At 69.1% G+C, this 13,994-nt stretch carries 12 protein-coding genes; 10 read left to right on the top strand and 2 right to left on the bottom strand.

From position 1 onward, the window contains the following. Positions 1 to 79: 79 nt before the first annotated feature. The 7 genes from J4H86_RS21730 to J4H86_RS21700 all read left to right on the top strand — a co-directional run bounded on the left by J4H86_RS21730 (position 80) and on the right by J4H86_RS21700 (position 8,288). A complete protein-coding gene (locus tag J4H86_RS21730; RefSeq protein ID WP_330932443.1) occupies positions 80 to 1,387 on the top strand; it encodes an ROK family protein in 1,308 nt (435 codons plus the stop codon). A gap of 528 nt (positions 1,388 to 1,915) precedes the next feature. Beyond that, complete coding sequence (locus J4H86_RS21725; RefSeq protein ID WP_236539852.1) at positions 1,916 to 2,374, top strand: hypothetical protein; 459 nt, start codon at positions 1,916 to 1,918, stop codon at positions 2,372 to 2,374. Positions 2,375 to 2,581: 207 nt separating this feature from the next. Next, positions 2,582 to 4,261, top strand: a complete 1,680-nt coding sequence (locus J4H86_RS21720; RefSeq protein WP_236539851.1) for a glycosyltransferase — start codon at positions 2,582 to 2,584, stop codon at positions 4,259 to 4,261. Positions 4,262 to 4,595: 334 nt separating this feature from the next. Next, complete coding sequence (locus J4H86_RS21715; protein ID WP_236539849.1) at positions 4,596 to 5,330, top strand: IclR family transcriptional regulator; 735 nt, start codon at positions 4,596 to 4,598, stop codon at positions 5,328 to 5,330. Then, the gene (locus J4H86_RS21710) at positions 5,327 to 5,845 is read left to right on the top strand and encodes an ureidoglycolate lyase (protein ID WP_236539847.1); all 519 of its coding nucleotides are present in this window, start codon (positions 5,327 to 5,329) and stop codon (positions 5,843 to 5,845) included. The genes J4H86_RS21715 and J4H86_RS21710 overlap by 4 nt, the downstream gene beginning before the upstream one ends. Before the next feature lies 1 nt (position 5,846). Beyond that, positions 5,847 to 6,830, top strand: a complete 984-nt coding sequence (locus tag J4H86_RS21705) for a polysaccharide deacetylase family protein (RefSeq protein WP_236539846.1) — start codon at positions 5,847 to 5,849, stop codon at positions 6,828 to 6,830. A gap of 9 nt (positions 6,831 to 6,839) precedes the next feature. Then, on the top strand, positions 6,840 to 8,288 hold the full coding sequence (locus J4H86_RS21700; RefSeq protein WP_236539844.1) for a sodium:solute symporter family protein: 1,449 nt from the start codon (positions 6,840 to 6,842) through the stop codon (positions 8,286 to 8,288). 108 nt (positions 8,289 to 8,396) lie between these two features. Here the strand turns inward: J4H86_RS21700 and J4H86_RS21695 are convergent, their stop codons facing one another. After that, positions 8,397 to 8,990: a CueP family metal-binding protein gene (locus tag J4H86_RS21695; protein ID WP_236539842.1), complete on the bottom strand. Its 594-nt coding sequence runs from the start codon at positions 8,988 to 8,990 to the stop codon at positions 8,397 to 8,399. 109 nt (positions 8,991 to 9,099) lie between these two features. Next, the gene (locus tag J4H86_RS21690) at positions 9,100 to 10,269 is read right to left on the bottom strand and encodes an FAD-dependent oxidoreductase (protein ID WP_236539840.1); all 1,170 of its coding nucleotides are present in this window, start codon (positions 10,267 to 10,269) and stop codon (positions 9,100 to 9,102) included. A gap of 262 nt (positions 10,270 to 10,531) precedes the next feature. On the opposite strand from J4H86_RS21690, the gene J4H86_RS21685 reads away from it, so the two are divergent. Genes J4H86_RS21685 through J4H86_RS21675 form a run of 3 tightly spaced genes read left to right on the top strand, consistent with a single transcriptional unit; the run spans position 10,532 to position 13,990 of the window. Beyond that, positions 10,532 to 10,741 carry a heavy-metal-associated domain-containing protein gene (locus tag J4H86_RS21685; protein WP_236539839.1) on the top strand — a complete coding sequence of 70 codons (210 nt, stop codon included), beginning with the start codon at positions 10,532 to 10,534 and terminating at the stop codon, positions 10,739 to 10,741. Position 10,742: 1 nt separating this feature from the next. Continuing rightward, on the top strand, positions 10,743 to 11,642 hold the full coding sequence (locus tag J4H86_RS21680; protein ID WP_236539838.1) for a hypothetical protein: 900 nt from the start codon (positions 10,743 to 10,745) through the stop codon (positions 11,640 to 11,642). A 17-nt stretch (positions 11,643 to 11,659) separates the two neighbouring features. Continuing rightward, positions 11,660 to 13,990: a heavy metal translocating P-type ATPase gene (locus J4H86_RS21675; RefSeq protein WP_394356405.1), complete on the top strand. Its 2,331-nt coding sequence runs from the start codon at positions 11,660 to 11,662 to the stop codon at positions 13,988 to 13,990. Positions 13,991 to 13,994 lie beyond the last annotated feature (4 nt).

The raw sequence follows: 13,994 nt of genomic DNA, 5'->3' as shown, positions 1-13,994 counted from the left end.
TTCGTTGTGGTCGTGCTGGTGGTCCGCGCGACGTTCCGGACCGGCCTGGGTTGGTCGGTGCCCTGGACGCCTATTAGTTTTGTCTCTGAACAAACTCGTCGTCAATATCTTCTGGGGGTCGATCACGGCGATGACGGGACTCTCGACGGTTGGCCCCGTCGGCGCGCACGACGTCCGCGCCGCGAACCTCGGAGTGGTGCTGCGCGCGATCCGCCGTGCCGCCCCCTGCTCCCGAGCGGAGGTCGCCGCGACCACGACCCTGACCAAGGCGACGGTCTCCAGCCTGGTGGGTCAGCTCATCGAGCACAGGGTGGTGCGTGAGGTGGGCAGCAGCGAGGGGCGGGTGGGCCGTCCGGCGATCCAGTTGGCGCTGGACGATCGTTGGACGTGCGCCATCGGGCTGGAGGTGAACGTCGACTACCTGACGCTCGTCGCGATCGACCTCACGGAGCGGGTCCTGGTGAGCCGGCACGAGCCCTTCGACGCCGTGGGAAGTGGACCACGGGCGTGCGCGGAGCGCCTCGCCGAACTCGTGGTGGAGACCCAGGCGGAGCCCTCGCTCGCGCGCCGCGCGACGATCGGGGTGACGGTCGCGGTCCCGGGGCTGATCGACGCCACGAACGGCACGGTCACCACCGCGCCCAACCTCAAGTGGAGCGACGTCCCGCTCAGGGAACACCTCGCGCGGCGACTCCGAACCTCGGCGAGCGGTGTTCCGGTCTTCGTGGACAACGACGCGCACCTGGCCGCGATCGCGGAGTACCGGCACGGCCACCGCGCCGGTACCCCGGACCTGGCGTATCTGACGGGTGAGGTGGGTATCGGGGCGGGGATCCTCGTCGGCGGCCGGCTCCTGCGCGGCCACTCGGGACACAGTGGGGAGATCGGCCACATACCCCTGGTGGTGGATGGCCCCCGGTGTGGCTGTGGGCGGAATGGCTGCCTGGAGGCACTGGCGGGGATCGACACGATCGTACGCGGGTGTCTGCCGCAGGACGTGGCACCCACGACCGGGCCACGTTCCGCGGCGGAACTCGGGCGGACCGTGGAGCTGGTGGCCGCGCGGGCCGCGGCCGGCGAGAGAACCACGGTGGAGACGTTGGGCGACGCCGGAGGGTGGCTGGGGCGAGGCATCGCCACGCTGGTCAACCTGGTGAGCCCCCGCGTGGTGATCCTGGGCGGCTACTTCGTGCCGCTCGCTCCCTGGCTGCTGCCGTCGTGCCGGGCCGCGGTCGGTGATCACGCGATCGCGGCCGCCGAGGGGTCCCACGTCATCGAGACATCCACTCTCGGCTTCGGAGCCGCGGCCCAGGGCGCCGCGGCGGCGGTAGTCGACTCGCTCGACCGTGGTTCCCTGGGCCTGCCCGTCTACGCGGGCGCCGACTGAACTCCCATCAGTCGGTTACCACCAACTCCAACCTCCTCGTCCTCGTCCTGGACCAGCGAGTGTGTCGCCGCTGGGCTCCTCGTCCGTGACTGTGAAACCTGTCGGCTCCGAGGACTCCGCCGCCAACTGCGACGTCGTCCACATTCCCCCCAACAGGACAGCCGCGGACAGCACCCAGACGGCACAGAGCCGCCTCACCACGACTTTCCCCTCCCTTAGAGCGTCCGCATTCAGCGTCCGTCCTGCTCAAGCATCACTCACTTCGGACCGTATTCGCAAGATTACGAATAGTAATAATCCGGGCGCGAGATGACATCGAAATATCGGTTATAACGCATCGTGAGCCACCGTGAGGGCCATTCGGGAAAAATGCCCCCCGCGATTCACATGCGCCCCATCATGACGCCGTCATGTAACAATGTGATCACGAACCGTCAGCACTCTGTCTTCTCTTCGAAGTTGACGCGCGACGGGGAGGATGCTCGATCGGACAGGGCGCGCAAGCGACGACAGAACGGAACCCGCACCATGCCCGAAGCCGCTCTCATCACGGCTTTTGCGCTCGTGGCGAGCACGCTACCGCTTGGATACGCCCTGCGTGAATGGTGGCTCCGACGCCAGGCCTTGGACAGGATCATGGTCCTGCCCTCCAGCGACTTGGCCGAACGGCCACACTCAAACTGGTACGTCTCCCGCCCCAAACCCAGGATTCCGGGCATCGTCTCCGCGGCCACCACCATGCGCTGGCTGCGCACCCACCCCACCGTCGCCGTCACCACGGCCGCGGCGACGCTCGCCATCCCCTTCGCCGCCGTCGCTCTCACGGGCGACACCGCCCCCAACCCCCCGGTCGCCCAAGCCCCCAAGACGACGACCGTCTCCGAACCAGTGAAAGACGAGGAGCCGGACGCGGCGGTGACCCCAGACGACAGCGCACGACCCCAGATCGACCAACCTCCCGCCCCGGACGACGGCCGAACGCCGTAGCCAAGCCGCTCACGGAGGGGTGCTCAACCCCCCGCCAGCGGGGACCAGTACCCTGCTCTCGGCCCTCACCTCAAGATCGTTCCGTCGGTCCGACACGCGAGGCGAGCGACGGGGGTTCGCCACCCGGTCGCCCGAGGCCGCTCTCCTCCGTCGTCATGAGGACCCAGGTGCCAGTGGACGAACAGCGCCGATCACACTCTGGGTCGCTTGCCTAGAACAGGACTGATCATGGGTCGCTACCTCTTCGTCATCGGTTCCGGAGAAGTGGTGAATGGCGCGCTCAAGGACACCCATTCCCTCATGACCGCCCTGTCGGACCAGCACGACGTCACGCTGATGACGCTCGGTGACACCGAGGCGTACGACGAGCGGAAGATCACCAAGATCGAACTCCACGACCGAGATCTCCCCGCCGGTACCGTGCGCGAGATCGAGGACGGGAACGAGCAGTTCTTCGACAAGCTGCAGGCCCGCTTCTCCGCGCACCTCGAGCTCCGCTCCCCCGCCGAGATCGGTCTCCCCACCGACCCCGCCGGCTACGACGCGATCTACAGTCACCAGGACGTCACGGGCTGGACCGCGATCGAGCTGAGGGATCGGTACTACCCCAACGCGGCCCTGGCCTCGTTCGTCACGATCGACCCAGAGCCGATATGCGTCGCTGACGGGCTTCCGGAGCTGGGGCGACGACGCGCGGAGGACTCCGGCAAGATCTTCGCGAAGTCGGACGTCCTCATCACCCAGGGCGGCAAGTCAACGAACGACGCCGTACGCCTGACCACCGCCGTGGCTCCGGACAAGCCCCTCCCACCGATCAACGAGTTCATCCCTGGGTTCGAGACGCCCACCGAGGCACCACGGCCATGGACACCCAACAGCGGCGAACCCCTGGAACTCATCATGCTGGGCCGGATGCACGATGAGAACAAGGGTGCGCACGAGGCGGTGCACGCGCTGGCGGCAGCGGTGGCGGAAGGCTACGACATCCGACTGACCCTCCAGGGAATAACCCCGGAGGACGCGCTCGAAGAGCGGTACACGGCGGACCTGAAGGCCACCGTCCAGGAGCTGGGGCTGACCGACCGAGTCACGCTCAACGAGTTCACCAGGGATTCGACAGAGGTGGATCGGGCCGTCGCCGCGTCGAACGCACAGGTGATGCTGTCGGAGAGCGAGTCCTACGGCCAGGCCGCGCACGAGTACGCGATCACCGGCCGTCCCGTCATCGTCGCCAAGGGAGTGGGAAACGGCTTCGCGGAACTGCTCTCGGACCCGAACCGCATGGACGCTGGTGTAGCCGACCTATTCGTGATGGACGATGCCGGCACCCACAGTCTGCGAGGCACCGTTATGGGCTCGGTCGAGGCGACTGGACAGCCCCGGCACACCGTCGTCGCCGATCGAATGATGCACATGTACGACCACTTCGACGAGTACCAGGAAGCGGGGCACGTGGTCCGGGAACGTCTCAGCCACTACACCCCAACGGACTCCGTAGCCTACGTCGAAAGGGCCATGGCCACGGCGGCCGCCGGCACCGCCCGACACTCCGTCCAGGGCCCGGACGGGCGGGAGCTACCGGCCGCTCACCCGGCGCTCGTCGGAACACAGGACAACGCTGGCCACACCGCGCCCGCTCTCGACGGGCCGACACTGGGGCCCGGTGAGGCGCCGACAACCATCCCGCCCGTGCCCAGCGCACCGCAGCGTGACCAGGGTCCGAAGAGGGGCCTGCCCCCCGGCACACCCCACGGGGTTGGCGACGCCCTGGAACGCCGTTCGAAGGGCCCCGGCTCGGAGCCACAGAGGCGGCGGACCGAACCCACCCAGCCGCGGCTGGCGCCGGAATCTCGGCCCAAGCGTGGTGGCCCCAGCACCGGAAAGTAGCTCCCAGCTCTCCCGCACCGCCGGCCGTCATCGTCGGCCACGAACACGCCTACAGGGCGTTCCACCTACCCGCCCCAGTCCCTCTGGCCGCGTCCCGTCACTGTCGACGCGGCCCGCCACGGGACGTCGACGCGGTCGTCCTGGTCACCGCACCCTGCGCTGAACCCCCGCCACGGGCGAGCGAAGCGTGCCCAGAAACCGTGCGTCCACAGGCGTCCCGCGCACCCCCTGACGCTCTCCCGCGTGTTCCACGTCCGCCACCCGTTTGACCTGGGCCACATCCTGCCGCATATTGATAACTGAGAATCAGTTATCAAAAACGTCTGGGGCCTGGATGAGCGCGAGCGAACGCCTACTCGATGTCCTCGAGTCCTTCGACTACGAGCATCGGGCGCTGACCGTCGGTGAGATCGCCGAGCGGGTGGGGCAGCCGCAGAGTTCGGTGTACCGGAGTGTGAAGGTGCTTCGCGACTCCGGGTTCATCGACGCCGGGGAAGACGGGGTGTACCGGCTGCAGCCGAAGCTGCTGCGGTTGGCGGCCATCGTGCGCGCCGACAACGACCTGTTGCGCGTCGCCCGGGGGCCGATGCAGCGGCTCACTCAGGTCACGGGTGAGACGACGCTGCTCGCCGTACGGACCGATCGGTGGGCGGTGTGCCTGGACTCGGTGTCCTCGGGGCGGCCCATCGCCATCTCCGCCCCGCAGGGGAAACTCTTCCCCCTGCACGCGGGGGCGACCTCGCGGGTACTGTTCGCCGCGATGCCGGAGACGGAGCGGCGGGCCTACTACGCCCAGGGGGAGCTCGAGCCGTTCCTCGGGGCGACGACGGATCCCGCCGCGCTGGAGGAACAACTGGCGGTGGTCCGCGACCGACGGTACGACCTCACCAGCAACCAGTTCGACCCGGGGTTGTACGCGTGCGCGGTCCCCATCACCGATGTCGAGGGCGGCGTCGTGGCCTCGCTCAGTGTCGTGGGCGTCAGTGAGTCCGCGCCGAGCGACGACGCGGCGGAGTCCCTGCTGTCCGCCTTGCGGGAGGCGGCACTGACCATCCAGGAATCCCTGTGACCGGCGCGGTCGACACCCCGGTGGTGGTCGAGCGCCTCACCGCGGACTCTCTGCGCGGGCTCGGCGGGGTCGTCGCGCCCGAAGGCCCGTCCCGTCTCATCAACGGGGGCGCCGGACGGAAATGGGACCACGTGGTGCCCTCGGAGTCGCTCCCGTCTCCAGTGAACGTGGGGCTGCTGCGATCGGAACCCGGCTCCCTCGAACTCCGGGCGGTGGAGCGGCATCTCCATACCGCCCAGTTCTTCCTGCCGACCGGGCCGGGGCCCTATGTCCTGGTCGTCGCCGGGAACCATCCCGACGCTCCCCAGACAGAGGACGTCCGGGCCTTCCTCGCCGACAGCGTCGGCGTGTGGTGGGCGCCCGGTACCTGGCACAGCCCGCTGTTGCCCGTCGCCGCCGCGTTGCTGTTCCTTACCGCCATGCGCCACGCCGACCCGCCCGACCTGGACCTTCGCGAGCTACCTTCCCCCCTTCCGCTGCTGCTGCCCGAGTCCCTGACTGCCGAAGGAGCCTGAAATGCCTGAGCTGCCGTACCCGCTGCGCGACGCGTCGGTGGCGGGACCGGTACGCGACTTCGTGGGGTACGGACGTCACGCTCCGGACGTCACGTGGCCGCGTGGTGCTCGGGTGGCGCTCAACGTCGCGCTCAACTACGAGGAGGGCTCGGAGCAGTCGGCGCCGCTGGGCGACGACGAGGTCGAAGGCATGGTCGATCTGCCCAACGGCGTCCCCAACGGACATCGGGACCTCGCCGTGGAGTCCCTCTACGAGTACGGAAGCCGCGTCGGGGTGTGGCGGCTGGCCCGACTGTTCGACCGGATGGCGCTGCCCGTGACCGTCTTCGCCTCCGCGGTGGCCCTGGAGCGCAACCGCGAGTTCGCCGACTGGATCGGTGAGCGGGGCCACGACGTGTGCGCCCACGGCTGGCGTTGGGAGAAGGTGTGGCGGCTGGGCCGGGATGAGGAACGGCGCCGGATCGCGGCCGCGGCGACGTCCATCACCCGGACCACGGGGCGTTCCCCCGACGGCTGGTACTGCCGCTACGGGCCCTCGGTGGACACCCGGGAGCTCCTCGTCGAGCACGGAGGCTTCCGGTACGACGCGGATTCCTACGCCGACGACCTTCCGTACTTCACCGAGGTGCGGGGAGCCCGACACCTGGTCGTTCCCTACTCCCAGCTCATCAATGACGGAAAGTTCGTCCGCGGCACCGGCTACGCCAGCCCGGACGACTTCGTTCGGTACGCGATCAGCAACCTCGACTATCTGCTCGAGGAGGGTGAGGAGCGTCCGACGATGATGTCGATCGGACTCCACCCCCGCATCGCCGGACATCCGGCCCGGACGGCGGCCCTGCGCACCGTGCTGGAGCACGCCGCCGCGGACAGCCGAGTGTGGGTGGCCGGCCGCGCCGAGATCGCTGACTGGTGGCTGTCGAACTACGGCGACCACCCCACACAACCACTGGGACGTCCCGAGTCGGCCCCAGACGATCGTTGAGGAAGAACCATGGACACACGAATACTTGTGGTGATCGTGACGGGTGCGGTGGTGCTCCTGGGCACTGTCGCCTTCTCACTCGTCATCGCGCGCCGACACTCGACGGCGGCCGACTGGCAGACGGGTGGTCGCGCCCTGCCGATGTACGTGGTCGTGGGCACCCAGCTCGCCACACTCATGGGCGGCGGCGTTCTCGTCGGCCATGTCGGCATCGGCTACGAGAACGGCTGGTCGGCCGTGACCTATGGCCTGCTGAGCGCCATCGGGCTCATCCCCATGATCATCATGGCGCGTTGGCTGCGCCAGGGCGGAATGAGTTCACTCCCCGACGTGCTGGTGAAGCTCTACGGGCCCAGCCGACTGATGGCGGTCATCACTATCGTCATGTCGGTCGTCATCCCGTTCGGCTGGTTGATCAGTAACCTGGTGGCCTTCGGCAACCTGTTCGCCCTGATCACGGGGCTGTCCGTCAAGGTCCTGATCCCGATCTTCGGTCTGCTCTGCCTGGGGTTCGTCATCCCCGCGGGGTTGACCTCCGTGGCCTGGACGGACTTCGTGTTCGGGGTGGGCATGCTGGTGCTCGCCGTACTCACCACGGTGTTCTCGATGCGCGAGGCCGGCGGCTGGTCGGTGATCCAGGCGAGTGTCCCCTCCGAGGCGGTCTCCTTCCCCGAGGGCATGGTCGCCGTCGGCGGAGTGACGGTCCTGTTCTGGCTGTTCGCCGTGATGCCGGGCAACCTGACCAACCAGCAGGTCTATCAGCGGGTGTTCGCCGCCGACTCCACACGCGGCGCGCGGACCGGTATCGCGGTCGCGGCGCTGCTCTACCTGGGTGCGCTCGTGTGGGCGAGCATGATGGGTCTGACGGTCCACGCGCTCAAGCCGGATCTCGACAATCCGGAGATGGCCATGGGGTGGCTGCTCACACAGATCCCGACCTGGCTGCTCGCCCTGTTCGCCGCGTTCATCATCTCCACGATCATGTCCACCGCGAGCAGCGCGGTGCAGTCCGTCGTGGTGAACCTGACGAAGGACATCTACCAGGAGCACATCGCGCCGGACGCCGACCCGAAGCGGATGCTGTCGCTCTCCCGCTGGGCGTCGGTGGGTGTGGTGGCGATCGGCGTGGGGCTGGCCGTGTTCTACCAGCAGGCGCTGCAGTGGTTGGTGATGACGTTCGCCTACTCGGTGTCCGCGATGCTGATGCCGATCCTGGTCGGCTTCGCGCTGCGCCGGACCCGGTTCCTCACCCGCTCCGGCGCCGTCGCCGGGATGCTCGCCGGCGTCGCCACGGCGGGGGTCGCGCACGCCAGCGGGACGGAGGTCCCCTACGTGGCGTTCGGGATGGCGGGGTCCCTGGTGGGCCTGATCCTGGTCAGCGCCGTCACCAGGGACGGGAACACCGCGACTGACGGGGACGCCGAGGAGCGACCCGCGGTGGAGTCCTCCGGGCACTAGCGAGGTGTCGAGGGCCGTCGCTCCCATGGGCGCGACGGCCCTCTGTCGTGTGGGGGGCACCGCTCTTCTCCGCCCTCCGCACGCGGCGAGGGAGGGCACCGTGACGCCCTACGCGAGGCGCAGTTCGGTCAGGCAGGTGGGGTCCTCGTCGCCGGTGGCGATCTGGAGTTCGCCGCTCTTTCCGTCGTGCGCCGCGGAGATCGTGGCGTCGATGTCGCGGGGGAGCCAATAGCCGACGAAGCCGTTGTCGAAGGTGGTGGTGGTCTCCTCGACGAGGACCTCACCGGTGGCGTCGTCGGTGATGGTCACCTCGACCTCCTCGTCGCGGAGTTCACCGAGACAGGTGGTCAGACTGTGGAAGTAGCACTCGTGCGTCTGGTCGACGTAGGGGGCGACGGAGACGTAGAAGAGATCGTCGGGGACGTCGATCGCGACCTCGGCATCGGATATCCCGTCCGACACCATCACGGAGTCCGGTCGGACCGAGGCGACGAGGTTGGTGGGGCGGTCCGACACCGCCATGGTGTCGAGACGGTCCACCAACTCCGTGCCGTCGAGCCCGTCCAGTCCGTGTTCGGCCAGCAGTTCCGTGGGCTCGCCCCCGCCGCTGGTCTCCTCGGCCGTGCCCTCCGCATCCGTCGAGGAGCACCCGGTCAGCGTGATCACGCCGACCGCGAGAGCACCGACCAGTCTTCCGCTCATCCCTGTTCTTACGCTTCGCACGTATCTCACCGTATCGGCATCCGCACTACTACCCGGTATGGGTATCGGATTTGGTGCGGTGCGACCCGCTCGGCGGCGGGAACCGGGGTCATCCGCGCGTGTGCAACCGGCTCGCCCACGCGCGCACCTCGGATCCGGCGTTGAGTCCGACCACACCCGTCGGAACGCCGTCGGCCCGTTCGTGCACCGCGAGTGGCGGCGACTGGGCGACGACCCGCTCGGTGGTGCCAACACCTACGTGACCCGCTCCCGACAAAGTCGCGTCGTAGACGCGGGACACGTATCCACTGCGCGGACGGTAGGGGCCGGGGTCGTCTCCCCAGCCCAGGTCGTGGACCAGGGCGAGGGCGGCGTGGGTTCCCTGCGCCGACGCGTCGTCCCAGTGGTCGACGCGGTAGGTCGTGCCGTCGACGCCCTGGTGGACTGCGACGCCACCCGCGGCGTAGATGGCGGGGAGCGCCAGGTGCCGTAGCCGGTCGTCGACAGCGACTCCGTCGGCCGATCCGGGAAGCTCCGGTGCGGTGGGGACCGTACCCATGGAGACGACGGCCAGGTCACCGTGGATGCGCGTTCCATCGTCCAGGGTGATCGTGACACTGGTGTCGTCGACGGCGAAGGATCGCGGTTCGCGCCCGAAGTGAGTGGCGGCGTGCTCCCGGTGCAGGGCGGCGAGCTCCGCGGCGATCGTCGCGCCGAACACTGTCGCTCCCGGGAGAACGGAGCGGGCGACGAGCGTGACGTCGTGACCGTCCTGGCGCAGCAGGGCGGACGTCTCCGCCGCGAGGAGCCCGGCGCCCAGCAGGATGATCCGGGCCGGGCCGGACACGGACCGGGTGAGGTCACGTACGCGCCGCGCGTCCGTCATTGAGTGCAGGGTGTGTACCCGTCCGGTCGTGACCGCGCCGGCCAACCCCGGAGTGTCGGGGTCGAGCCGTCGGGGCGCGCTACCGGTCGCCACGATGGCGGCGTCGAAGCGGAGTACCATGCCGGACTCGAGCGTGACCACGGCCCGGTCGGCGTCGATCGCGACCGCTGAGTCATGGGACAGGGTGGCGCCCTCGGGGTGCGGCAGGGCCGCCATGTCGGGCTCGATGAGCCCCGCGACCACCCCCTTGTTCACCAGGGTGCGGTTGTAGGGCGGGGTGTCGGTCTCCGCCACCAGGTGGACCTCGAGGTCGACGCCCGCTCGGGCGAGGGTACGGGCCGCGGCGTTTCCCGCCGCACCGGCTCCGACGACGACGATCCGGTACTCGGACATCACGCGTTCCTCTCGGTTGCACTGGATACCAATGGGGGTATATAAAACCAGAGGTGTACCCCTGGGGGGTATAAGTACCCCATAGGGGTACCATCGTTGGGCGGGCGGACGCAACACGCGACCACCAGCCTCGACACCCCCACTCTCCTGGGGGTGCGCCGCGCGCTCGACACCGCAAGGAACCGAAGTCGAAGCACAGGGCTTGACAGATACCCCCTTGGGGTATTTAGTGGTCCTATCGAGAACGAGAAGGGAAGCGACGATGTCCACCACCGAATTCGCCGTCACCGGAATGAGCTGCGGACACTGCGAGACCGCGATCCGTTCTGAGGTCAGCCTGATCGACGGCGTGCGGAGCATCGAGGTCAGTGCCGCCACCGGACGACTGGTCATCACGGCGGCCAAGCCCATCGAGGACGCGGACGTCATCGCCGCCGTCGATGAGGCCGGCTACGAGGCGGTGCGATCCTGACATGCGCACCCCCACTCGACTCGGGCTCTACGGCGGGGCACTCGTGGCCGTCTTCGCCGCGTCGTTCGCGACGGCCGGCGCGGTCGTACCCGACGAGGTCGCCGACGACTGGACCGAGGAAACCCAGGACCACGATGGCGACGGACACGGCGGGGAGCGATCCGACGACGGCGCCGAACACGAGGCGGGCAGCCTCGGTCTCACGCTGGAGCAGGACGGCTACCGATTGGCCGACGTCCAGGCCCCACGGGAACCCGACGACGACGGCACCCTGTCCTTCACCATCCTCGACCCCGAGGGTGCGGCGCTGACGGACTTCGAGCTCTCACACGAGAAGGAACTGCACCTCATCGTGGTTCGCGATGACGGTGAGGGCTTCCGGCACGTACACCCGGAGCGCGGTGACGACGGCGAGTGGTCCGTCCCATGGGAGTGGGACGCCGCGGGAACCTACCGTGTGTTCGCCGACTTCGTCCCGGCCGCCACCGGGGAGGACGCCACACTGTCGTCCACCGTCGCGGTGGCCGGGGACTTCGAACCGGATGAGGCCGCCGGGGAGGTCACAACGACCGAGGTCGACGACTTCGAGGTCGCGCTGGACGGCGAACTCGTCGCGGGCGAGCCATCCACGCTGACCGCGACCGTGGAATCCGACGGCGAACCGGTCACCTCACTGGAACCCTACTTGGGGGCCTACGGGCACCTGGTCGCCCTGCGCGAGGAGGACCTCGGGTACCTCCACGTGCACCCCCACGGGGACGACCCCGAACCCGACGCCACCTCAGGACCTGACGTGGCGTTCGCGGCGACCGCGCCCACCCCGGGCCGGTACCTGCTCTACCTGGACTTCCAGGTGGACGGGGAGGTTCACACCGCCCGGTTCGTCCTCGACGCCCGCTGAGAACCAAGGAGAGAACAATGACGATGGCCCACGACGGCGCCACCGCGCCGGACTCGTCTCAGGTCGAGCTGCAGATCGGCGGGATGACCTGCGCGTCGTGCGCGATGCGGATCGAGAAGAAGCTCAACAAGCTCGAGGGTGTCAGCGCGAGCGTCAACTACGCGACCGAGAAGGCCACGGTCTCGGCACCGGCTGACCTCGACCCCGCCGAACTCATCGCCGAGGTGGAGAAGACCGGGTACACCGCCGCCCTGCCCCAGGTCGCCAAGGAGCAGGACCAGGGCAGCGACGACGGTTCCGCCGAGGCTCGTGAGGACGCCGAACTGCGCACCCTGCGCCAGCGCGTGATCGGTTCGGCCCTGCTCGCGGTGCCGGTCATCGCGATGGCGATGATCCCGGCGCTGCAGTTCGACTACTGGGGCTTCGCCTCACTCGTCCTCGCCGCCCCCGTGGTGGTGTGGGCCGGGTACCCGTTCCACCGGGCCGCCATCATGAACCTGCGGCACGGCTCCGCCACCATGGACACCCTCATCTCGGTCGGCACCACCGCGGCTCTGTTGTGGTCCATCGTCGCGCTGTTCTTCGGAACGGCCGGGCAACCCGGGGTGGTCCACCCCTTCGAGTTGACCATCTCGCGCAGCGACGGTCTGGGACACATCTACCTGGAGGTCGCGGCCGGCGTCATCACCTTCGTGCTCCTGGGTCGCTACTTCGAGAAGCGGTCCAAGCGTCGGGCGGGCGCGGCGCGCTCCCTGCTGGAACTGGGAGCCAAGGACGTCGCGGTCCTGCGCGACGGTGCCGAGCGGCGCATCGCGATCGAGGAGCTCACGGTCGGGGACGAGTTCGTGGTCCGTCCCGGGGAGAAGATCGCCACCGACGGCGTGATCACCTCGGGCAGCTCCGCGATCGACGCCTCCATGCTCACCGGCGAGTCGGTTCCTGTCGAGGTCGGCGAAGGCGACAACGTGACGGGAGCGACCGTCAACGCGGGCGGACGGCTCGTGATCCGGGCGACGCGGGTCGGTTCCGACACCCAACTGTCCCAGATGGCCAAGCTGGTCGAGGACGCCCAGTCCGGTAAGGCCGAGATCCAGCGGCTCGCCGACCGCGTGTCCGGAGTGTTCGTCCCCGTCGCGATCGCGATCGCGGTCGCCGCCCTGGGTGCGTGGATCGGGGCGGGCTTCCCGCTCAGCGCCGGATTCACCGCCGCGGTCGCCGTCCTCATCATCGCGTGCCCCTGCGCTCTGGGGCTCGCCACTCCCACCGCACTGCTCGTCGGGACGGGACGCGGCGCCCAGATGGGTGTCCTCATCAAGGGCCCCGAGGTCCTGGAGTCCACCCGCCGCATCGACACCGTCGTCCTCGACAAGACCGGCACCGTCACCAGCGGCAGGATGAGCCTGGTCGACGCGGTTCCCGCCGCGGGCACCAGCCGTGAGGACCTGCTCCGCATCGCCGGGGCGTTGGAGGACTCCTCGGAGCACCCGATCGCCCAGGCCATCGCGGCCGGCGCGACGGCGCAGGTGGGGATGCTGCCCACACCCGAGTCGTTCGAGAACGTCGAGGGTCGCGGCGTGCAGGGCATCGTCGAGGGCCACGCGGTGGTCGTGGGGCGGGAGGCCCTGCTGGCCGACTGGTCACAGGAGCTGGACTCCGACCTGCGGGCGGCGAAGCGCGCCGCCGAGGCCGGTGGCAAGACCGCCGTCGCGGTCGGGTGGGACGGTCAGGCTCGGGGGATCCTCGTGGTCGCCGACCAGATCAAGCCCACCAGCGCCCAGGCGATCTCGCAGCTCCGGGAACTCGGCCTCACTCCGGTACTACTGACCGGGGACAACGAGACCGTGGCGCGGCAGGTGGCCGCGGAGGTGGGCATCGACGAGGTGATCGCCGAGGTCCTGCCGAAGGACAAGGTGGATGTCGTCGCCAGGCTGCAGGGCGAGGGCAAGGTCGTGGCGATGGTCGGCGACGGCGTCAACGACGCGCCGGCCCTGGCCCAGGCCGACCTGGGGCTGGCCATGGGGACCGGTACGGACGTGGCGATCGAGGCCGCGGACATCACGCTGGTCCGCGGGGACCTGCGGGCGGCCGCCGACGCCATCCGTCTCGCCCGGCGCACCCTGGGCACCATCAAGGGCAACCTGTTCTGGGCCTTCGCCTACAACACGGCGGCGATCCCGCTCGCCGCGCTCGGTCTGCTCAACCCCATGCTGGCCGGTGCCGCGATGGCGTTCTCCAGCGTCTTCGTGGTCAGCAACAGTCTGCGACTGCGCACCTTCAGGTCCCGCGCCGACGAGGCGCCGGCGGAACCACGACCCGTGGCCCCGAGCCGCGAGACCGTGGACGTCTAACCAA

It is taken from the genome of Spiractinospora alimapuensis (assembly GCF_018437505.1).
Taxonomy (GTDB): domain Bacteria; phylum Actinomycetota; class Actinomycetes; order Streptosporangiales; family Streptosporangiaceae; genus Spiractinospora; species Spiractinospora alimapuensis.
The sequence above is the reverse complement of the archived record's forward strand: the minus strand, read 5'-3'. Positions and strand labels throughout refer to the sequence as shown.

Bases quoted from the DNA above. Each gene is read 5' to 3' on its own strand.
- J4H86_RS21695 (WP_236539842.1), bottom strand. From the start codon at position 8,990: ATGAGCGGAAGACTGGTCGGTGCTCTCGCGGTCGGCGTGATCACGCTG.
- J4H86_RS21725 (WP_236539852.1), top strand. From the start codon at position 1,916: ATGCCCGAAGCCGCTCTCATCACGGCTTTTGCGCTCGTGGCGAGCACG.
- J4H86_RS21700 (WP_236539844.1), top strand. From the start codon at position 6,840: ATGGACACACGAATACTTGTGGTGATCGTGACGGGTGCGGTGGTGCTC.
- J4H86_RS21705 (WP_236539846.1), top strand. From the start codon at position 5,847: ATGCCTGAGCTGCCGTACCCGCTGCGCGACGCGTCGGTGGCGGGACCG.
- J4H86_RS21685 (WP_236539839.1), top strand. From the start codon at position 10,532: ATGTCCACCACCGAATTCGCCGTCACCGGAATGAGCTGCGGACACTGC.
- J4H86_RS21675 (WP_394356405.1), top strand. From the start codon at position 11,660: ATGACGATGGCCCACGACGGCGCCACCGCGCCGGACTCGTCTCAGGTC.
- J4H86_RS21680 (WP_236539838.1), top strand. From the start codon at position 10,743: ATGCGCACCCCCACTCGACTCGGGCTCTACGGCGGGGCACTCGTGGCC.
- J4H86_RS21690 (WP_236539840.1), bottom strand. From the start codon at position 10,269: ATGTCCGAGTACCGGATCGTCGTCGTCGGAGCCGGTGCGGCGGGAAAC.
- J4H86_RS21715 (WP_236539849.1), top strand. From the start codon at position 4,596: ATGAGCGCGAGCGAACGCCTACTCGATGTCCTCGAGTCCTTCGACTAC.